This is a genomic window from Labrys sp. E2SS-1L (assembly GCF_057073705.1).
In genome coordinates, this window is the sequence record NZ_CP172712.1 from 3,422,442 (window position 1) to 3,439,526 (window position 17,085).

Here is a 17,085-nt window from a genome sequence, read left to right on the forward strand (position 1 = left end):
GCGACAGTCGTCCCCTGCAAGTGCAGCCGGAGGAGCAATCCTCCTGCTGCCGTCGCTTTGCCAAACCTGGCTCTGCCTTCCGGCGAGGGCAGCATCGGACTCGAGTCCGATGCTGTAGGTTGTTGTTGTCATCGCTTTTGCCGAAAACCGGTGTCTATTTTTCGGCACGATGCTCTAGCAAGCTCGTTCGAGATCCAGCGTCCAGGTCTGGCCAACGAGGTCCTTGCCGAAGGAATGGTGGCGGTTTTCCGCCACCAGCTGGAAGCCTTCGGCCTGATAGATCTTCCTTGCCGCCGCCAGGACGTCGTTGGTCCATAGCGTGAGGGAGGCATAGCCGAGGGCTCGGGCGCGCTCGATGCAGGCGCGCACCAACCTCTTGCCCAGTCCATGTCCGCGGGCGCTGGGATCGACATACAGCAGGCGCAGCTTGGCAATGGAGGGGGCATCGCTCTTCATCAGGAAGATCGAGCCGACGATACGTCCGTCGAGTTCGGCAATCCAGGCATCCTCGCGCGCCGGATCGAAGTTGGCGGCAAAATCACCCAGGATGGTGGCGACCAGCCCTTCATAGGTCCAGTCCCAATCATATTCCTGGTGGTAGAGCTGGGCCTGGCGATGGATGACCCAGCCAAGATCCCCGGGCCGGGGCTTGCGGAGAATGATAGGCTGTGGCGAAGGCTCCTTTACGTCGAGCAGCTTCTTGATCTCCTGCATCGCGCCGACGAGTTGGCCGCGATCTCCGTCCCCGAGAGGGGAGAGCAGGGTGTCGAGCTGCGCGGTGGTACCGGCTTCGAGCTCGGCAAAGGCATGGCGTCCCGCAGGCGACAGCGACAGCAGATCGCGGCGGGCATGAGCAGGGTCGGTGCGGCTTTCCACCAGCCGGTGGGCCTTCAGGCGCGCGACGATCCGGCTGAGATGTGCCTTGTCCATGTCGAGGCGCCGGCCGATGTCGGCGGCCGTCTGTTCCCCGGCAGTGGCGAGCTCGTAGAGCACGCGCGCTTCCGGCAAAGGGAAGGGGCTGGCAGGCATGTGCCGATCGAGCAGGCGCAGTTTATGGGTGTAGAAGCGGTTGAAGTCACGGATATCGTCGATGACGGACATGGGAGGAGCCATTGAATGTTGACTTAGTCAACATTTGAATCAAGTGTCGATTTGTCAAACGAAATCGTGGGCCGACTCCGCTCTTTGCCGTCCGGACCCGGCGATTAAACTGTTTTGCCTGCTGGCCGATCCCTATATGAAGGCATCGGAGTTTGATCATGCCTTCTTTCCGTACCACGCGCCGCGTGAAGCATTCGCCTGCCGACATGTTCGATCTGGTGGCCGATGTCGAAAAATACCCGCTCTTCGTGCCGCTCTGCTCGGCGCTGCGGGTGCGCAGCCGCCAGCCGCAGGACGATGGACGGCTGGTCATGGTCGCCAACATGACCGTGGCCTACAAGCTGATCCGAGAAACCTTTGCCAGCCGCGTGACCATAGACAGGGACAAGCTGCAGATCCTGGTCGAATATCTCGATGGCCCCTTCAGCCATCTGGAGAATCGTTGGTCCTTCAAGGATGACGGGGCAGGGGGCTGCGTCGTCGAGTTCTTCATCGACTATAGTTTCCGCTCCCGCACGCTCGGCATGCTGATGGGGGCGATGTTCGAGGCCGCCTTCCGTCGTTTCGCCGAGGCCTTCGAGAAAAGGGCGGATGTCGTCTATGGCCGCAAGGCGATCGCGGCGTCTTAGCGCTATGGTTGCGTTCGCGTGAGGGAGCAGGAGCATCGGTTGAGGGGAGTGTCAACCTCCCGGCTGACAGCCCGCTTGCCGGCAAGCGCTTCCTTTCACGACGTCAGCCGGGAGGCCGACACTCCGGGTCCCCTTCGCATGAAAACACAACTGTAATGTTAGACGGTCACCCTGATCTCGCCGGCAAGTCTCAGCAGGAGGTCGAGAGCCTGCTCGACCGCGTGCCTGCGGATCTGTGAGCGCGACAGGTCGCCAAAGCGGCGCTCGACATGCAGGCGCGGCCCTTGACGGCTCCAGGCCGCAAAATGCACGAGGCCGACGGGCTTGGCGGCCGTGCCGCCGCCAGGGCCGGCAACGCCCGTGATCGCCACGGCCAGACCGGCGCGCGAATGGAGCACCGCTCCTTCCGCCATGGCGAAGGCGACGCTTTCGCTCACCGCGCCGTCGCGTTCGATCAGGTCCGGCGAGACGCCGAGCATCTGCGCTTTCGCCTCGTTGGAATAGGTGACGAAGCCGCGATCGACCACGTCGGACGAGCCCGGAATAGCGGTGAGGGCGCCGGCGACCAGCCCGCCGGTGCATGATTCCGCCGTTGCGGCCATGAGGCCCTTGGCTCGGCAAGCCGCGAGCACCTTGGTGGCTTGTTCGAAGAAGATCTCGTCATTCATGGCCGGTATCCTCACTCGGAGCGCGGACATCCTGTCCGCTCTTGAAAGCATAAAGTTGGAGGCAAAGAGGCGGAGATCGCGACATGCCTCCATGTCGCTGAGATGTCCGCGCTCCGATCAGCCCCAGGGCAGCCTTACGGTCGCCGATGCCATGGCGGCGATGCCTTCGCGCCGGCCGGTAAAGCCCAGGCCTTCGGTGGTGGTCGCTTTGACGCCCACCCGGTCGACGGCAATTCCGGCGATCTCGGCGATGCGCGCCCGCATGGCGTCCCGATGCGGGCCGACCTTGGGCGCTTCGCACAGCAGCGTGACGTCGAGATGGGCGATCGCGCCGCCTCGCGCTCGCACCAGGCCGACGGCGTGCGCCAGGAAGCGATCGGACGAGGCGCCCTTCCATTGCGGGTCGGAAGGCGGAAAATGCGAACCGATGTCACCGTCGCCGATCGCACCGAGAATGGCGTCCGTCAGGGCATGAAGACCGACATCGGCATCCGAATGTCCCTTCAGCGCGCGCTCATGCGGGATCTTCACGCCGTTGAGCCAGACATGGTCGCCTTCGTCGAAGGCATGGACGTCGAAGCCGGTTCCGGTTCGGATGTCGCCGAGGGCCGCCAGGTCGTTGGCCGCCTGTTCCGCCCGCTGGAAGTCGCTTTCCGTCGTCAGTTTCATGTTGGTCGCTTCGCCTTCGAAGATGTGGAGAGGATGGCCGGCCCATTCGGCGACGGCGCCATCGTCGGTCAGGGTCTCGATGCCGGCTTCGGCTGCCGCGAGATGGGAGGACAGGATCAGGTCGAAGCCGAAGGCCTGCGGCGTCTGGACGGCGCGCAGGAGGCTGCGTTCCGGGGTCGCCTTGACCCGGCCGTCCATGTCGATCTGCTTGATGGTATCGGTAACCGCCAACCCTGGCACGGCCGCCCCGTGCGCACGCGCCGCCTCGATCGCCCGGTCGATCAAAGCGGGGCTCGCGAAGGGGCGTGCGGCGTCATGCAGCAGCACGATATCGGGCCTGTCGCCATTCAGCGCCTTCAGCCCGGCGAGGCAGGACGCCTGCCGGGTGCTGCCGCCGGGAACGGAGCCCGCCTGCTTGCTGATTCCCGCCGAGCATGCGGCAAACAGGTCCTCGTCTCCCGCGCCGATCACCGTGACGATGCTGTCGATGGCGGGATGCTGCTCGAAAAGGGCGAGGGTGCGGGCGAGGACGCTTTGCCCTCCCAGAAGTCGATACTGCTTGGGAACGGCGCCACCGACCCGCGATCCGCGTCCCGCCGCGACGATCAGCGCCGCCACACGCAATTTGGCTGGAGCCTTCATGATCTTGATAACACGAACATAGATGGAATTCTTTCTCGCCACCGGCGCGGAACTTGTTACACTCGCAGACGAAGTGGCGAAATGCCTGTGGCGCAGGAAAATTGCGACCGGGCACGGTCAAGGTAGTATTTTGGTGGATCGAAGTTTGGAGGCACAAGCGCCTCGGTCGAGTGATGGTGCACATCTATCCGTGCCGCAATTACGGCAAGGAGAGCAGGCGCGCCGTCACCACACCTATGCGGCGCTTGATCTCGGCACGAATAATTGCCGCCTTCTGGTTGCGCGCCCGACGGGAGAGGGATTTCGCGTCATCGACGCCTTTTCGCGCATCGTTCGGCTCGGCGAGGGACTGGGTGCCAGCGGCAGCCTGCATATCAATGCCATGGGGCGGGCTGTCGACGCCCTGGCTGTCTGTGCGCAGAAGATGCGGGACCGGCGCGTCGATCGGGCGCGGCTGATCGCCACGGAGGCCTGCCGCGCGGCCGATAACGGATTGCTCTTCGTCGAGCGCGTGCTGAAGGAAACCGGGCTCGATCTCGAGATCGTCGACCGCGAGACAGAGGCCCGGCTAGCCGCTGCCGGCTGCATCCCGCTGATCGACCGCAATCTCGACGGCGTGGTGCTTTTCGACATCGGCGGTGGGTCTTCGGAGATCGTCTGGCTCGACATCGATCCGGCCGACCGGAACCGACAGCCCAGGGTGCGCGGCTGGACGTCGCTTCCCGTCGGGGTGGTGACACTCTCCGAACGCCATGGCGGCGTCAGGGTGACGCGCGAGAGTTTCGAGCGCATGGTGGACGATGTATCGGGCATGCTGGCCTCGTTCGCGCACCGCGAAGCGATCGCCAAGCGTGTCAAGCGCCTGCATCTGCTGGGCACTTCCGGCACGGTGACCACCATGGCCGGTATTCATCTCGATCTTCCCCGCTATGACCGGCGCCGGGTGGACGGCTTGTGGATGTCGCGCGGCGAGATCGACAACGTGCTCGAACGCTTGCTGGACATGACCTATGAGGAACGCGTCGCCAATGCCTGTATCGGCCCGGAGCGGGCTGATCTGGTGATGGCCGGATGTGCCATTTTCGAAGCCATACGGCGGGCTTTTCCCTGTGAACGATTGCGCGTGGCCGATAGGGGCCTGCGCGAAGGATTATTGGTGCAGATGATGCAGGAGGATCGCGTCTGGCGTCACAATGGTGCGGGGCGCAACCCGTGAGTGGCGGAGCAGGCAAGGGTGGTTCAGGCAAGGGCAAGAACAGTTCGGGCCGGGGCAGCGGTGCGCGCGAACTGGGTGTGCGGCTGAAGACGGCGCGGGGGCGGACCCATTCCTCGCAGCTCTGGCTCGAGCGCCAGCTCAACGATCCCTATGTCGCCCGCGCCAAGCGCGAGGGACGGCGTTCGCGCGCGATCTACAAGCTGATCGAGATCAACGACAAGGCCAAGCTGCTCAAGCCCGGCCAGCGCGTGCTCGACCTCGGCGCGGCCCCCGGTGGCTGGTCGCAATTGGCGGCTGAGATCACCGATTCCGTCAACGGCCGCGGCAAGGTGGTGGCAATCGACCTCCTGCCCATCGATCCCATTCCCGGTGTCGATTTCGAGCAGATGGACTTCATGGACGATGCGGCGCCCGACCGGTTGAAGGCGATGCTCGGCGGCCCCGCCGATCTCGTGCTGTCCGACATGGCCGCCAACACGGTGGGCCATCGTGCCACTGACCATCTGCGCATCATCGCGCTGGTCGAGGCCGCGGCCTATTTCGCTGTGGAAGTGCTGGCTCCGGGCGGAGCCTTTCTCGCCAAGGTCTTCCAGGGGGGCACCGAAGGCGATGTCCTCACCTTGCTCAAGCGTGACTTCGCTGTGGTGAAGCACTTGAAGCCGGCGGCGAGCCGCGCAGGTTCCAGCGAAATGTATGTGCTTGCCACGGGATTCCGGGGCCGGAAGGAAACCGATTCCGCCGATTGAAGCTCGATTCCCGCAAGTGCGGGCATCCGGCCCGCCTTTTTCGCTTCTCTTCGCACCGCTTCCGGGAGCAGGCGGGATGCCTTGCGGCGCCCTGGAAACGCGCTCTATCCACCAAAGTTGGAAAGTTCATCGCGAGAAATCCCTGTCCGGATGACTTGATCCCGGCAGCGCGCCATTGCACAAGTGCGCAATCTCAAGTTCGGACTGATGATGGCTGATCCTCTTAAAATCGGTATTGCCGGCCTTGGCACCGTCGGTGCCTCCACCATTCGCCTTCTCGATCGTCGTGCCAATGCGCTTGCCGCCAGTTGCAGCCGGGCCGTGACGGTGACCGCCGTTTCCGCCCGCTCGCGAACGCGCGACCGCGGCCTGCCGATGGAGCGTTTCCGCTGGTTCGATGACCCCGTCGAACTGGCCCGTGATCCCGGGATCGACGTCTTCGTCGAATTGATGGGCGGTGAGGAGGGGGCGGCGCACGAGGCGGTGAAGGCGGCCCTCGATGCCGGCAAGCCGGTGGTCACCGCCAACAAGGCTCTGCTGGCGCGCCACGGCGTCGATCTCGCCAGGCGGGCCGAGAAGGCCGGCGTCGCGCTCAATTTCGAGGCGGCCGTCGCCGGCGGCGTGCCGATCATCAAGACGCTGCGCGAAGCTCTGATCGGCAACAATATCGATCGCGTCTATGGCATCCTGAACGGTACCTGCAACTACATCCTGACCAAGATGGAGGCCGAGGGCCTGTCCTTCGATGCCTGCCTGAAGGAGGCGCAGCGCCTGGGTTATGCCGAAGCCGATCCCACTTTCGACATTGGCGGCTTCGATACCGCCCATAAGCTTGCTTTGCTTACCAGCCTCGCCTTCGGCACGCAGGTGAACGCGGATGCCATCCACGTCGAGGGCATCGAGCGCATCACCACCGAGGATCTGCTGGCCGCCGACGAGCTCGGCTACCGCGTCAAGCTTCTGGGCGTCGCTACGCGCTCCGAAGCCGGCGTGGAGCAGCGCGTCCACCCGACCATGGTGCCGAAATCGACCCCGATCGCTCAGGTCAACGGCGTCACCAACGCGGTGGCGGTCGATGCCGATGCCGTGCCGGAACTGACCCTGGTCGGCCCGGGCGCCGGTGGAGAAGCTACGGCCTCCGCCGTGATCGGCGATATCGCCGATATCGCGCGCGGCCAGGCCGGAGCGCCGTTCGGGCGCAAGACCGGCGATCTCGAGCCCCTGCCGGCCGCCGCCATGCAGGCCCATAAGGGCGGGTATTATGTCCGCCTTTCGGTGGCGGACAGGCCGGGCGCCGCAGCAGGCATCGCCACGCGTATGGCCGAGCGGGGGATCTCGCTGGAATCGATCGTGCAGAAGCATCGGGGCGGCAAGGTCTATGGCGGCGACGATCCGAGCAAGGTCGCCGGCGCCGTGCCCGTCATCCTCATCACCTATGCCACCACCGAGGCCGATATTCGAGGGGCCGTCGATGCCATGGTTGCCGATGGCTACATCGTGGAAACGCCGCAATTGATCCGCATCGAGCGCGAGTAAGCAGCATCTCAGGGCGTGTCGCGGGGCAGGTTTGCTGCCTCGAACGCCAAGCCGTAACTGACGACACACTCTAACAACGGAGGAAGCCATGTCGGAGATTATTCAGGTCAAGCCGACGGATGTCATCGAGCGCATCCTTTCCCTTGAACTGGTCCGTGTGACCGAACGCGCCGCCGTTGCCTCGGCATTGCTGCGTGGACGAGGGGATGAAAAGGCCGCCGACAAGGCGGCGGTCGACGCCATGCGGCGCGAGCTCAACAAGATGCCGATCGACGGCACCGTGGTGATCGGCGAGGGCGAGCGCGACGAGGCGCCGATGCTGTTCATCGGTGAGAAGGTCGGCAACGGCCTGGGTCCCAAGGTCGACATCGCCGTTGACCCGCTGGAAGGCACCACGCTCTGTGCCAAGGACATGCCGGGTTCGATCGCCGTGATGGCGATGGCTTCGGCCGGCTCGCTCCTCAACGCCCCGGACGTCTACATGGACAAGATTGCCATCGGACCTGGTTACGCCGAGGGGGTCGTGGATCTCGACGCCAGTGTCGAAGACAACCTGCATGCCCTGGCCAGGGCCAAGGGCGTCAAGCCGCGCGAACTGACCGCCCTGGTGCTCGATCGTCCACGCCACGCCCCGATCATCGAGGCGATCCGCAAGGTCGGCGCTTCGATCCGCGTCATCACCGACGGCGACGTCGCGGGCGTGATCTTCACCACCAATGCCCATGAGACCGGCATCGACATCTATCTGGGCATTGGCGGCGCTCCGGAGGGCGTGCTGGCGGCTGCGGCTCTGCGCTGCGTCGGCGGCCAGATGCAGGGACGCCTCATCCTCGACACCGAGGCCAAGCGCGAACGCGCGCTGAAGATGGGCGTCACCGATCCGACCCGCAAATACAAGATGGAAGAGCTCGCTTCCGGCGACGTGATCGTCGCGGCGACCGGTGTCACCGACGGGGCTTTGCTCCAGGGCGTGAAGTTCCGCGGGCCCGTGATCACCACCGAGACGGTGATCTATCGTTCGCTCAACGGCACGGTGCGCCGTATCCACGGCGAGCATCGCCAGATGTCGAAGTTCAATCTCGACTGATGGAGATCCGTGCGCTCACGGCCGAGGATCGCCCTGCCTGGGAACCGCTCTGGCAGGGCTACCTCACTTTTTACAAGGCATCGGTGCCGGAGGAGACGACGGCGCTGACCTGGGCGCGGTTCCACGATCCTGCCGAGCCGATGTCCGCCTATGGCGCCTTCATCGATGGCCGGCTTGCCGGCATCGTGCACCTGATCCTGCATCGCTCGACCTGGACGCCGGGCCCTTATTGTTATCTGCAGGACCTGTTCACCGCCGAATGGGCCCGCCGCCGAGGTGTCGCCCGCGCCCTGATCGAATGGTCCTATCAGGAGGCCACGCGCTGGGGAGCCAGCCGCATCTACTGGCTGACCCACGAGAGCAATGTCGAGGCCCAGGCCGTCTACGACCAGGTGGCATCCCGTTCGGGCTTCATCCAATATCGCAAGATGCTGCCGGCCTGAACGGCCGGCAGGGACGTCGTCTCGTCACGGCCTCGCTTCGAGGATGAGATTGAACGGTGTCTCTGTCGCACGGCGGAACCGGGTGAAACCCGCTTCATTGGCCACCTTGCGCAGGCGGGCCTCTCCGGCCTGTGCGCCGAGGGCCAGACCGACCTCCTGATCGAGCGAGGCTGGCGTGCAGATCACGGTCGAGGCGGCGTAATAGACGCGTCCGACCGGGTTGAAATTATCCTCGAGCCGGTCATTGGCGAAGGGCTCGACCAGCATGCAGGTTCCTTCGGGCGCCATCGTGGACCTGACATGGCGCATGGCCCCGACGGGGTCGCCCATATCGTGCAGGCAATCGAAGAAGCAGACGAGATCGTAGCCGCGCGCCGGCACCGTCTTGGCGGTGCTGACCTCGAAGGTGACGCGGCCGGCCATTCCCGCGGCCTCGGCGGCGCTTCTGGCGTCGTCGATCGAACCCGGGTGATAGTCGAAGCCGTAGAAGCGCGAATTGGGGAACGCCCGGGCCATGATCATGGTCGAGACGCCATGCCCACAGCCGATATCGGCAACGGTTGTGCCTTGCTCCAATTTCTCCATCACGCCCTCGAGGGCAGGCAGCCATTCCTGCACGAGATGATGGCGATAGGCGGTGCGGAAGAAACGGGCCGTACCGCAGAACAGGCATTTGTCGCGCTTGTCCCAACCGACCCCCTTGCCGGTGCGGAACGCATCGGAGATGGCGGGTTCGTCTCGCAGGGTCGCGGCGACGAGATCGCCCACGGCGCCCAGGAAGACCGGGCTGTCCTCGTCGGCGAAGACCGCCGCCTGTTCCGGTTGCATGGAAAAGTGACCCGTCCCCGGATCATAGACCACATAGTCCGATGCTGCCTGCGCGGCGAGCCATTCGCGGATGTAGCGCTCGGATGTCCCGGTCTTCTCGGCGAGTTGCTGGGAGGTCATCGGCCCGGCCTCGGCGAGGGCCTTGTAGAGGCCGAGCTTGTCCCCGATGAGGAGCAGCGATGCGTTCATCGCGGCCCCGACATCGCTGAGCATCTTGCCCATGAAGGCGTTGAGTTTGTCCGGGTCTATCGTTGCATTCTGTAAGGCCATCGCTGTTCTCCTGTCGTCGAATGCGGCCTGCCGCCGCCGGCACCGGACTCCCTTGGCGATGCGATCCTTGCGTCCTTCGTTTCGAGACACGCGTGAGGTAACGCTGTCTGATGACAGCGATCCGCAACTTGAACCGTGAAAATTGACGACGCTTGAACTGGCTCGATCACGAGACGAAAGCGGAAGGCTTGCATGACGCCCGCGCCGGGAACCCATGCCGGCAACGATGACATCTTCGTCCTTGCTGGATCTTTCGTTACAACCCTGATTTGTGCACAGCGAATACTACCACAGCAGGATGGGCACTGCTCTTGGCCTTTAGGCGGATGCCGCAGCGTCGTGACGGACAAAATCTCCGGCTTGCGGCCGATGGGCTGGCCATTTTTCGAGGCTTCGATTAGATCACCGGCATGTCGCCACCCGTACCAGCATCCGGACAACCCGGCCCGCAGCCCTTGTCCGTCTTCATCATCGCCTTCAACGAGGCCGATCGCATCGGTGCGACGATCGAGGCCGCACGTGGCCTGACGGATGACCTGATCGTGGTCGATTCAGGCTCCACCGACGGCACGCAGGCGATCGCCGAAAAGCTCGGCGCCAGGGTGATCCACAATCCCTGGCCCGGTTATGGTCCGCAAAAGCGCTTTGCCGAGACGCAGTGCCGGCACAACTGGATTCTCAATATCGATGCCGACGAGGTGATATCGCCGCAGCTGGCGGCCGAGATCCGCGGCCTGTTCTCGGGAGACGGGCCTCAGGCCGATGGCTACGAGATCGACATCGCCGAGATCTTTCCGGGGGAAAGGGAGCCCCATCCCTGGGGATACACGCTGGCACCGGTGCGGCTCTATCGATTCGATCGCGGCCGTTATGCCGATTCGACCGTGCATGACCGGGTGCATTTCAACGCTCAACCGCGGATCGCACGGCTGAAGGGACGCATTCATCATTATTCAATCCGTTCGCTCGGCGATGAAATTGCCAAGTTGAACGCCTATACCGAGCAGCAGGCCGAAGATCTCGACAAGAGAGGCAAGACACTCAGCAGCTGGCGAATTCTGACCGAATTCCCCCTCAACTTCCTGAAGGCCTATATTGGGCGTCGTCATTTCGTACGCGGCCTCTACGGCATCGCGACGGCGACGAACTATGCCTATTTCCGTTTTCTTCGCCTGGCCAAGCATATGGAGCGACGTCGCCTGCGCAAACTTCGGTGATGCCATATCATTTGGCTTGTCTTCGGGAGGCGAAGGAGGGACAGTCCGCCTACATCATTCTCGAGGGGCGATGCGATGAGCGGCAAACCCGAATTCGATGCGCAGGCGGTCATCGATGCGATGGCACCGATGATCGGAATCGAAGTGGATCCCGATTTTCGCGAGGGCGTCGCCGCCAATCTGAAACTGACCGCCGATCTGGCACAGCTGGTGCTGTCCTTCCCGATCGAGGATGGCAATCAGCCCGCTGCGGTCTTCGAAGCATGACCAGCCTGCTCGATCAGGGCTGCTCGCCGCAACTGGGCATTCTGGAAATCTCCACCGGCATCCGCAGCGGCCGCTTCACGGCCCGCGCGGCGATCGAGCACACGCTTGCGCGCATCGAGCGGCTGGACGGCAAAGTCGGGGCCTTTACGGCGCTGCTCACCGAGCGCGCACTGGCACGGGCCGACGCCATCGATGCCCGCCATGCCGCCGGCAAACCGGTCGGGGCCCTGGCCGGCGTGCCCTTCGCCGTGAAGAACCTCTACGATATCGCCGGTCTCGTCACCCTTGCCGGCTCCCGGATCAATCGGGACAATCCGCCCGCCACGCGGGACGCGACGTTGATCGAGCGCCTGGAAGGGCAGGGGGCGATCTGCGTGGGGGCGCTCAATATGAGCGAATACGCCTATGATTTCACCGGGCAGAATCCGCACGAGGCTCCCTCGCGAAACCCCCATGCCCTCGACCACCTGGCGGGAGGATCTTCCAGCGGTCCGGCAAGTGCGGTGGCAGCGGGCTTCGTGCCCCTGGCCCTCGGCAGCGACACCAATGGCGCCATCCGCGTGCCAGCCTCGCTGTGCGGATTGTTCGGCTTGAAGCCGACCTTCGGGCGGCTCAGCCGCGCACGAAGTTTTCCATTCGTCGCCAGTCTCGATCACATGGGGCCGCTGGCCCGTTCGGCGCGTGACCTGGCTTTCGCCTATGATGCCATGCAGGGGCCCGATCCCGACGATCCGAGTTGTGCTCAGCGACCGGTGCAGCCGGCTCTGTTCGAACTCGGCCGTGGCATCGAGGGGCTGCGCATCGCCGTGGCGGATGGTTACTTCCGCCCGGAGGGCAATCGCGACGCTTTGGAGGCCGTACGGCGCTGCGCCAAGGCGCTCGACGCCAGCGAGGTCGTGGAGATCCCCCAGGCGGCCGTCGCCCGGGCAGCGGCCTTCCTGATCACCATAACCGAAGCTGGGGCGCTGCACCGCGACCGGTTGCGCGCCCGTGCCAAGGATTTCGCGCCAGGTGTCCGGGACCGGTTGATAGCGGGCAACATGGTGCCGGCGACCTGGGTAAGCGCGGCGCATCGCTTTCGTCATTGGTTCCAGGCGGAGATGCATCGCATCTTCGAGCGAATCGATCTGATTCTGGCGCCGGCGACACCTTGTCGTGCCCCCGGAATCGACGCGACCACCATCGAGGTCGGCGGTCAGGCCGTGCCTGTTCGCGCGAATCTGGGGCTGTTCACCCAGCCGATTTCCTTTATTGGACTGCCTGTGGTCACGGTACCGCTCTGGAACGAGGGCGAGAGGCTCCCCATCGGCGTACAGATCATCGCCCCCGCCTGGCGGGAGGATCTGGCCTTGCGGGCCGCCTGGGCGCTGGAAACGGCGGGAGTGGTGCGGGCACCGGTTGCCGATATCGAATGATGCCCGGTCCGCCGGGCAACAGCCTTTTGCGATTTGGTGCGATCGCCAGGAACGCAATGCCCCGTGGAACCAAAGAGTGAGAGTAGGCAAACGCCAAACGCGCTTTGCTCGAAGGAAAAGCAGACATAATGGTGAGTTCTTTGTTGCGTGCCATCGGGCTGGGGGCGCTTGCGGTAGGGTTGTGCTGGAGCGCCTTGCCGCAGCAAGCCCTAGCTGCCGCCATGGATTTCAAGGTGGTGAGCCTGTCCCTCGGCACCAGATGCGGCAAGCGCTGCCCCAGCCTGATGGTTGCCAATGGCGAGATGACGAGCGGCACGGTGGAACGTTTCATTGCCTTCGCTCAGCAGGCCTCGAAACTCGGCACCAGCAATGTGCTGATCATTGATTCGCCCGGTGGCCATCTGGTCGAGGGGGTCAATCTGGGCCATGTGCTGCGCAAATTGCGCACGAGCGTCTTCGTCGGGCGGGTTATCACGCTGGGCGGGCAGCCGGTTGCCGTCAACGGCTCCTGCATGTCGGCCTGCGTCTATGCGCTGATGGGGGGCAACAAGCGATTCGTCCCCGCGGGATCGCGAGTCGGCGTTCATCGCGAATATCTGCCCAACAGTTCCGGCAGTGATCCGCTCTCGGTTCTGCGCAGCACGCGGCGATTCCCCGAAGTGACCCAAATGCTGCGCACCTATTCGAAAAAGATGGGCGTGAACCCCGCTTTGATCGATCTAGCCGAGCAATATGGGGTCGGAAGCATCCGAATTCTGACGCCCGAGGACATCAAACGCTTTCGGCTGGCCCGCATCGCGAACTGAATTTCGAGTGCGTTGCGAATTGACGCTTGACACTGTGCGGGAGGCCCTCTAATCACCGCGCCACGCCAGCACGGTTCGCCGCCGCTGGCGAGAGACGGGGGTGTAGCTCAGTTGGTTAGAGCGTCGGCCTGTCACGCCGAAGGTCGCGGGTTCAAGTCCCGTCACTCTCGCCATTTTGTGACAAAAAGCCAGCCTTCGGGCTGGCTTTTGCATTTTCAGCCCGATCATTTGCCGATGCGTTCGGTTGCAAGCAGGCAGTGTCTTGCAACTCATAACGGCTATGCGCCAAGATCATGCCAGAATCGCCCGATATTCTGCCGCAGTGCGGTAGGAATCTCTTGGCTGGAACGCTTCCAAGCTTGCGCCTCCCATAGCCGTGGTTTAAGGCTCGCTGCAGGTCGTCCACGACGCAGCGTGAAGGTGGTTTTCCAAAGCGCTGTAGAGGGATGACCGGCGTGAGCGCCGCTGTCGAAGCGCGCCCATGCCCGTATCGTCCAAACGTGGCGACCCCGAGTTCAAGCGCTCCCGGTCGATCACAGCTGGAGCAAAGCGCGTTTCAGCGACAACGCCGCAATGTTCCAACTCTTTGTCTCGACGCGTCTTTGCGATTCTCGGTGAGCCCACCGGATCGCAAAACGCTATAGGGTTCGTGCTGATGGACAACCTTCTCGCCGGCTATCTGCCGCTTATCATCTTCATCGGGGTCTCGGCCGTCATCGGCCTGGCGCTTCTGGTGGCGCCCTTCCTCGTGGCGTATCAGCGCCCGGATCCGGAAAAACTCTCCGCCTATGAATGCGGGTTCAACGCCTTCGACGACGCGCGCATGAAGTTCGACGTGCGCTTCTATCTGGTGTCGATCCTGTTCATCATCTTCGATCTCGAAGTGGCATTCCTGTTCCCCTGGGCGATCACGTTCAAGGAAGTCGGCCTGTTCGGCTTCACCTCGATGATGATTTTCCTGGCCGTGCTGACCATCGGCTTCGTTTATGAGTGGAAGAAGGGCGCGCTCGAATGGGATTGAACCTGGAGACATCAGGCGGCACGCTGGTGGCGCCGGCACCCAAGGGCATCATCGATCCGAATACCGGCAAGCCGGTCGGGTCGACCGATCCGTTTTTCGTCGACATCAATGCCGAGCTGGCTGATCGCGGCTTCCTCGTCACTTCCGCCGACAATCTGATCAACTGGGCTCGCACTGGCTCGCTGATGTGGATGACCTTCGGCCTCGCCTGCTGTGCGGTCGAGATGATGCAGGTCTCGATGCCGCGCTACGACGTCGAGCGCTTCGGCTTCGCCCCGCGCGCTTCCCCGCGTCAATCGGACGTGATGATCGTCGCGGGCACGCTGACCAACAAGATGGCGCCGGCCCTGCGCAAGGTCTACGACCAGATGCCCGAGCCGCGCTACGTCATCTCGATGGGCTCCTGCGCCAATGGCGGCGGCTATTACCACTATTCCTATGCGGTCGTGCGTGGCTGCGACCGCATCGTGCCGGTCGACATCTACGTGCCCGGCTGCCCGCCCACGGCCGAAGCGCTGCTCTATGGCGTGCTGCTGCTGCAGAAGAAGATTCGCCGTACCGGCACCATCGAGCGTTGAGCGGAGCTGACATGGCAAACTCTGAAACTCTGCAGGGGATCGGCGAGGCGCTTCAGGCTGCCTTTCCGCAGGCCGTCTCCAATGTCGTGCATGCTTTTGGCGAACTGACCGTCACCACCGATCCCGACAATATCCTGGCGGTGCTCAAGCACCTCAGGGACGATGCCGGCACGCGCTTCGTTTCGATCATCGATGTCTGCGGGGCCGATTATCCGGCGCGTGAAAAGCGCTTCGACGTGGTCTATCACCTGCTGTCGCCGACCAAGAACGCGCGCATCCGCGTGAAGGTGGAAACCGACGAGGCGACCCCGGTTCCCTCGGCTGTCGCACTGTTCCCCGGCGTGCTCTGGTTCGAGCGCGAAGCCTACGATCTCTACGGCATCCTGTTCACCGGCCATCCGGACCTGCGCCGGTTGCTGACCGACTACGGCTTCGACGGCCATCCCTTGCGCAAGGACTTCCCGATGACCGGGTTCGTCGAGGTGCGCTGGGACGACGAGGCCAAGCGCGTGGTCTACGAACCTGTCAGGCTCAATCAGGAATTCCGCAACTTCGATTTCCTGTCGCCATGGGAAGGGACGGATTATGTCCTGCCCGGCGACGAGAAGGCGAAGGCGAGCTGACGCGCTCCCGCGCGCCGGATCAGGACTAGCAAGACTCTCGAAATGGCTCCGAACCAGCTGGCCAACTCGGAAAGTTTGGAAACGACATGAACGACCAACCGCATCTACGCAATTTTGCGATCAATTTCGGCCCGCAGCATCCGGCGGCCCACGGCGTGTTGCGTCTGGTCATGGAGCTCGACGGCGAAGTGGTCGAGCGTGTCGATCCCCATATCGGCTTGCTGCATCGCGGTACCGAGAAGCTGATCGAAGCCAAGACCTTCATGCAGGCCATTCCCTATTTCGATCGGCTCGATTACGTCGCGCCGATGAACCAGGAGCATGCCTATTGCCTGGCCATCGAGCGTCTGCTCGGTATCGAGGTACCCAAGCGCGGGCAGCTCATCCGCGTGCTCTATTCCGAGATCGGACGCCTGCTTTCGCATCTGCTCAACGTCACCACCCAGGCCATGGACGTCGGCGCGCTGACCCCGCCGCTGTGGGGCTTCGAAGAGCGCGAGAAGCTGATGATCTTCTACGAGCGTGCTTCGGGCAGCCGCATGCATGCCGCCTATTTCCGCACCGGCGGTGTTCACCAGGACCTGCCGCCTGAACTGATCGACGATATCGAAGCCTTCTGCGATCCCTTCCTCAAGGTCTGCGACGATCTGGAAGGCCTGCTCACCGACAACCGCATCTTCAAGCAGCGCAATGTCGATATCGGCATCGTGTCGCTCGACGATGCCTGGGCCTGGGGCTATTCGGGCGTGATGGTGCGTGGCTCGGGGGCCGCCTGGGACCTGCGCAAGTCGCAGCCCTATGAATGCTATGCCGAGCTCGATTTCGACATTCCGATCGGCAAGAACGGTGACAATTACGACCGCTACTGCATCCGCATGGAAGAGATGCGCCAGTCGATCCGCATCATGAAGCAGTGCTGCGCGCTGCTGCGTGCAACGAGTGGGCCGGTTTCGGCCGCCGACAACAAGGTCGTGCCACCCAAGCGCGGCGAGATGAAGCGTTCGATGGAAGCGCTCATCCACCATTTCAAGCTCTACACCGAGGGCTATCATGTGCCCGCCGGCGAGGTCTATGCGGCGGTCGAGGCGCCAAAGGGCGAATTCGGCGTCTATCTGGTCTCGGATGGCGGCAACAAGCCCTATCGCTGCAAGATCCGCGCGCCGGGTTTTGCACATCTGCAGTCGATGGATTGGCTGTGCCGCGGCTACATGCTGGCCGACGTTTCCGCCATTCTCGGTTCTCTCGACATCGTGTTCGGCGAAGTCGATCGTTGATTTGGGTCGCAGCCGGCGTTGAACCGGTTGCAAAAGCGTCTTGCGATTT

The 17,085-nt window shown here is 63.5% G+C and carries 18 protein-coding genes and 1 tRNA gene; 15 read left to right on the forward strand and 4 right to left on the reverse strand.

The annotated features are described in order from the left end of the window. Positions 1-174: 174 nt before the first annotated feature. Positions 175-1,101, reverse strand: coding sequence for a bifunctional helix-turn-helix transcriptional regulator/GNAT family N-acetyltransferase (locus tag ACIGJE_RS15785; RefSeq protein WP_415087254.1), 927 nt, complete (start codon positions 1,099-1,101; stop codon positions 175-177). 158 nt (positions 1,102-1,259) lie between these two features. On the opposite strand from ACIGJE_RS15785, the gene ACIGJE_RS15790 reads away from it, so the two are divergent. After that, positions 1,260-1,730, forward strand: a complete 471-nt coding sequence (locus tag ACIGJE_RS15790) for a type II toxin-antitoxin system RatA family toxin (protein ID WP_415087253.1) — start codon at positions 1,260-1,262, stop codon at positions 1,728-1,730. A 158-nt stretch (positions 1,731-1,888) separates the two neighbouring features. Here ACIGJE_RS15790 and ACIGJE_RS15795 read toward each other — a convergent pair whose 3' ends face one another. Both ACIGJE_RS15795 and ACIGJE_RS15800 read right to left on the reverse strand, forming a co-directional pair. Then, the gene (locus ACIGJE_RS15795) at positions 1,889-2,398 is read right to left on the reverse strand and encodes a CinA family protein (RefSeq protein ID WP_415087252.1); all 510 of its coding nucleotides are present in this window, start codon (positions 2,396-2,398) and stop codon (positions 1,889-1,891) included. A gap of 117 nt (positions 2,399-2,515) precedes the next feature. After that, positions 2,516-3,709 (reverse strand): bifunctional 2-C-methyl-D-erythritol 4-phosphate cytidylyltransferase/2-C-methyl-D-erythritol 2,4-cyclodiphosphate synthase, encoded by a 1,194-nt coding sequence (locus tag ACIGJE_RS15800; protein WP_415087251.1) that lies wholly within the window; start codon positions 3,707-3,709, stop codon positions 2,516-2,518. Between the two features lie 22 nt (positions 3,710-3,731). Here ACIGJE_RS15800 and ACIGJE_RS15805 point away from each other — a divergent pair, with 22 nt between their 5' ends. From ACIGJE_RS15805 to ACIGJE_RS15825, 5 genes are all read left to right on the forward strand, one after another. Continuing rightward, positions 3,732-4,925, forward strand: a complete 1,194-nt coding sequence (locus ACIGJE_RS15805; RefSeq protein ID WP_394309220.1) for a Ppx/GppA phosphatase family protein — start codon at positions 3,732-3,734, stop codon at positions 4,923-4,925. After that, the gene (locus ACIGJE_RS15810) at positions 4,922-5,671 is read left to right on the forward strand and encodes an RlmE family RNA methyltransferase (RefSeq protein ID WP_311938175.1); all 750 of its coding nucleotides are present in this window, start codon (positions 4,922-4,924) and stop codon (positions 5,669-5,671) included. The genes ACIGJE_RS15805 and ACIGJE_RS15810 overlap by 4 nt, the downstream gene beginning before the upstream one ends. A 210-nt stretch (positions 5,672-5,881) precedes the next feature. Further along, the gene (locus ACIGJE_RS15815) at positions 5,882-7,207 is read left to right on the forward strand and encodes a homoserine dehydrogenase (protein WP_483680262.1); all 1,326 of its coding nucleotides are present in this window, start codon (positions 5,882-5,884) and stop codon (positions 7,205-7,207) included. An 88-nt stretch (positions 7,208-7,295) separates the two neighbouring features. Beyond that, the gene (glpX, locus tag ACIGJE_RS15820) at positions 7,296-8,294 is read left to right on the forward strand and encodes a class II fructose-bisphosphatase (protein ID WP_367622600.1); all 999 of its coding nucleotides are present in this window, start codon (positions 7,296-7,298) and stop codon (positions 8,292-8,294) included. After that, complete coding sequence (locus tag ACIGJE_RS15825) at positions 8,294-8,737, forward strand: GNAT family N-acetyltransferase (RefSeq protein WP_311938180.1); 444 nt, start codon at positions 8,294-8,296, stop codon at positions 8,735-8,737. Before glpX ends, ACIGJE_RS15825 begins: the two co-directional genes overlap by 1 nt. A gap of 24 nt (positions 8,738-8,761) precedes the next feature. Here the strand turns inward: ACIGJE_RS15825 and ACIGJE_RS15830 are convergent, their stop codons facing one another. Beyond that, complete coding sequence (locus ACIGJE_RS15830; RefSeq protein ID WP_483677907.1) at positions 8,762-9,835, reverse strand: class I SAM-dependent methyltransferase; 1,074 nt, start codon at positions 9,833-9,835, stop codon at positions 8,762-8,764. A gap of 410 nt (positions 9,836-10,245) precedes the next feature. Here ACIGJE_RS15830 and ACIGJE_RS15835 point away from each other — a divergent pair, with 410 nt between their 5' ends. From ACIGJE_RS15835 to ACIGJE_RS15875, 9 genes are all read left to right on the forward strand, one after another. Then, positions 10,246-11,052 carry a glycosyltransferase family 2 protein gene (locus ACIGJE_RS15835; RefSeq protein WP_483677909.1) on the forward strand — a complete coding sequence of 269 codons (807 nt, stop codon included), beginning with the start codon at positions 10,246-10,248 and terminating at the stop codon, positions 11,050-11,052. A 75-nt stretch (positions 11,053-11,127) separates the two neighbouring features. Continuing rightward, positions 11,128-11,319 (forward strand): DUF4089 domain-containing protein, encoded by a 192-nt coding sequence (locus ACIGJE_RS15840; protein WP_311938184.1) that lies wholly within the window; start codon positions 11,128-11,130, stop codon positions 11,317-11,319. Beyond that, positions 11,316-12,734 (forward strand): AtzE family amidohydrolase, encoded by a 1,419-nt coding sequence (locus ACIGJE_RS15845; RefSeq protein WP_311938185.1) that lies wholly within the window; start codon positions 11,316-11,318, stop codon positions 12,732-12,734. Before ACIGJE_RS15840 ends, ACIGJE_RS15845 begins: the two co-directional genes overlap by 4 nt. 104 nt (positions 12,735-12,838) lie before the next feature. Beyond that, on the forward strand, positions 12,839-13,540 hold the full coding sequence (locus tag ACIGJE_RS15850) for a COG3904 family protein (protein ID WP_311938186.1): 702 nt from the start codon (positions 12,839-12,841) through the stop codon (positions 13,538-13,540). A 96-nt stretch (positions 13,541-13,636) separates the two neighbouring features. Continuing rightward, a tRNA-Asp gene (locus tag ACIGJE_RS15855) sits at positions 13,637-13,713 on the forward strand. A 482-nt stretch (positions 13,714-14,195) separates the two neighbouring features. Beyond that, complete coding sequence (locus tag ACIGJE_RS15860; RefSeq protein WP_068282520.1) at positions 14,196-14,561, forward strand: NADH-quinone oxidoreductase subunit A; 366 nt, start codon at positions 14,196-14,198, stop codon at positions 14,559-14,561. After that, positions 14,552-15,139 carry a NuoB/complex I 20 kDa subunit family protein gene (locus ACIGJE_RS15865; protein WP_068282522.1) on the forward strand — a complete coding sequence of 196 codons (588 nt, stop codon included), beginning with the start codon at positions 14,552-14,554 and terminating at the stop codon, positions 15,137-15,139. The genes ACIGJE_RS15860 and ACIGJE_RS15865 overlap by 10 nt, the downstream gene beginning before the upstream one ends. An 11-nt stretch (positions 15,140-15,150) precedes the next feature. Further along, on the forward strand, positions 15,151-15,762 hold the full coding sequence (locus ACIGJE_RS15870; protein ID WP_311938188.1) for an NADH-quinone oxidoreductase subunit C: 612 nt from the start codon (positions 15,151-15,153) through the stop codon (positions 15,760-15,762). Positions 15,763-15,848: 86 nt separating this feature from the next. Continuing rightward, complete coding sequence (locus ACIGJE_RS15875) at positions 15,849-17,036, forward strand: NADH-quinone oxidoreductase subunit D (protein WP_311938189.1); 1,188 nt, start codon at positions 15,849-15,851, stop codon at positions 17,034-17,036. The last annotated feature ends 49 nt before the right edge of the window (positions 17,037-17,085 follow it).

What these genes read in the sequence shown, in the direction of transcription:
- ACIGJE_RS15865 (WP_068282522.1), top strand. Translation starts at nt 14,552, where the DNA reads ATGGGATTGAACCTGGAGACATCAGGCGGCACGCTGGTGGCGCCGGCA.
- ACIGJE_RS15805 (WP_394309220.1), top strand. Translation starts at nt 3,732, where the DNA reads ATGGAATTCTTTCTCGCCACCGGCGCGGAACTTGTTACACTCGCAGAC.
- glpX (WP_367622600.1), top strand. Translation starts at nt 7,296, where the DNA reads ATGTCGGAGATTATTCAGGTCAAGCCGACGGATGTCATCGAGCGCATC.
- ACIGJE_RS15785 (WP_415087254.1), bottom strand. Translation starts at nt 1,101, where the DNA reads ATGTCCGTCATCGACGATATCCGTGACTTCAACCGCTTCTACACCCAT.
- ACIGJE_RS15840 (WP_311938184.1), top strand. Translation starts at nt 11,128, where the DNA reads ATGAGCGGCAAACCCGAATTCGATGCGCAGGCGGTCATCGATGCGATG.
- ACIGJE_RS15795 (WP_415087252.1), bottom strand. Translation starts at nt 2,398, where the DNA reads ATGAATGACGAGATCTTCTTCGAACAAGCCACCAAGGTGCTCGCGGCT.
- ACIGJE_RS15825 (WP_311938180.1), top strand. Translation starts at nt 8,294, where the DNA reads ATGGAGATCCGTGCGCTCACGGCCGAGGATCGCCCTGCCTGGGAACCG.
- ACIGJE_RS15845 (WP_311938185.1), top strand. Translation starts at nt 11,316, where the DNA reads ATGACCAGCCTGCTCGATCAGGGCTGCTCGCCGCAACTGGGCATTCTG.
- ACIGJE_RS15860 (WP_068282520.1), top strand. Translation starts at nt 14,196, where the DNA reads ATGGACAACCTTCTCGCCGGCTATCTGCCGCTTATCATCTTCATCGGG.
- ACIGJE_RS15875 (WP_311938189.1), top strand. Translation starts at nt 15,849, where the DNA reads ATGAACGACCAACCGCATCTACGCAATTTTGCGATCAATTTCGGCCCG.
- ACIGJE_RS15790 (WP_415087253.1), top strand. Translation starts at nt 1,260, where the DNA reads ATGCCTTCTTTCCGTACCACGCGCCGCGTGAAGCATTCGCCTGCCGAC.
- ACIGJE_RS15800 (WP_415087251.1), bottom strand. Translation starts at nt 3,709, where the DNA reads ATGAAGGCTCCAGCCAAATTGCGTGTGGCGGCGCTGATCGTCGCGGCG.
- ACIGJE_RS15830 (WP_483677907.1), bottom strand. Translation starts at nt 9,835, where the DNA reads ATGGCCTTACAGAATGCAACGATAGACCCGGACAAACTCAACGCCTTC.
- ACIGJE_RS15870 (WP_311938188.1), top strand. Translation starts at nt 15,151, where the DNA reads ATGGCAAACTCTGAAACTCTGCAGGGGATCGGCGAGGCGCTTCAGGCT.
- ACIGJE_RS15815 (WP_483680262.1), top strand. Translation starts at nt 5,882, where the DNA reads ATGGCTGATCCTCTTAAAATCGGTATTGCCGGCCTTGGCACCGTCGGT.
- ACIGJE_RS15835 (WP_483677909.1), top strand. Translation starts at nt 10,246, where the DNA reads ATGTCGCCACCCGTACCAGCATCCGGACAACCCGGCCCGCAGCCCTTG.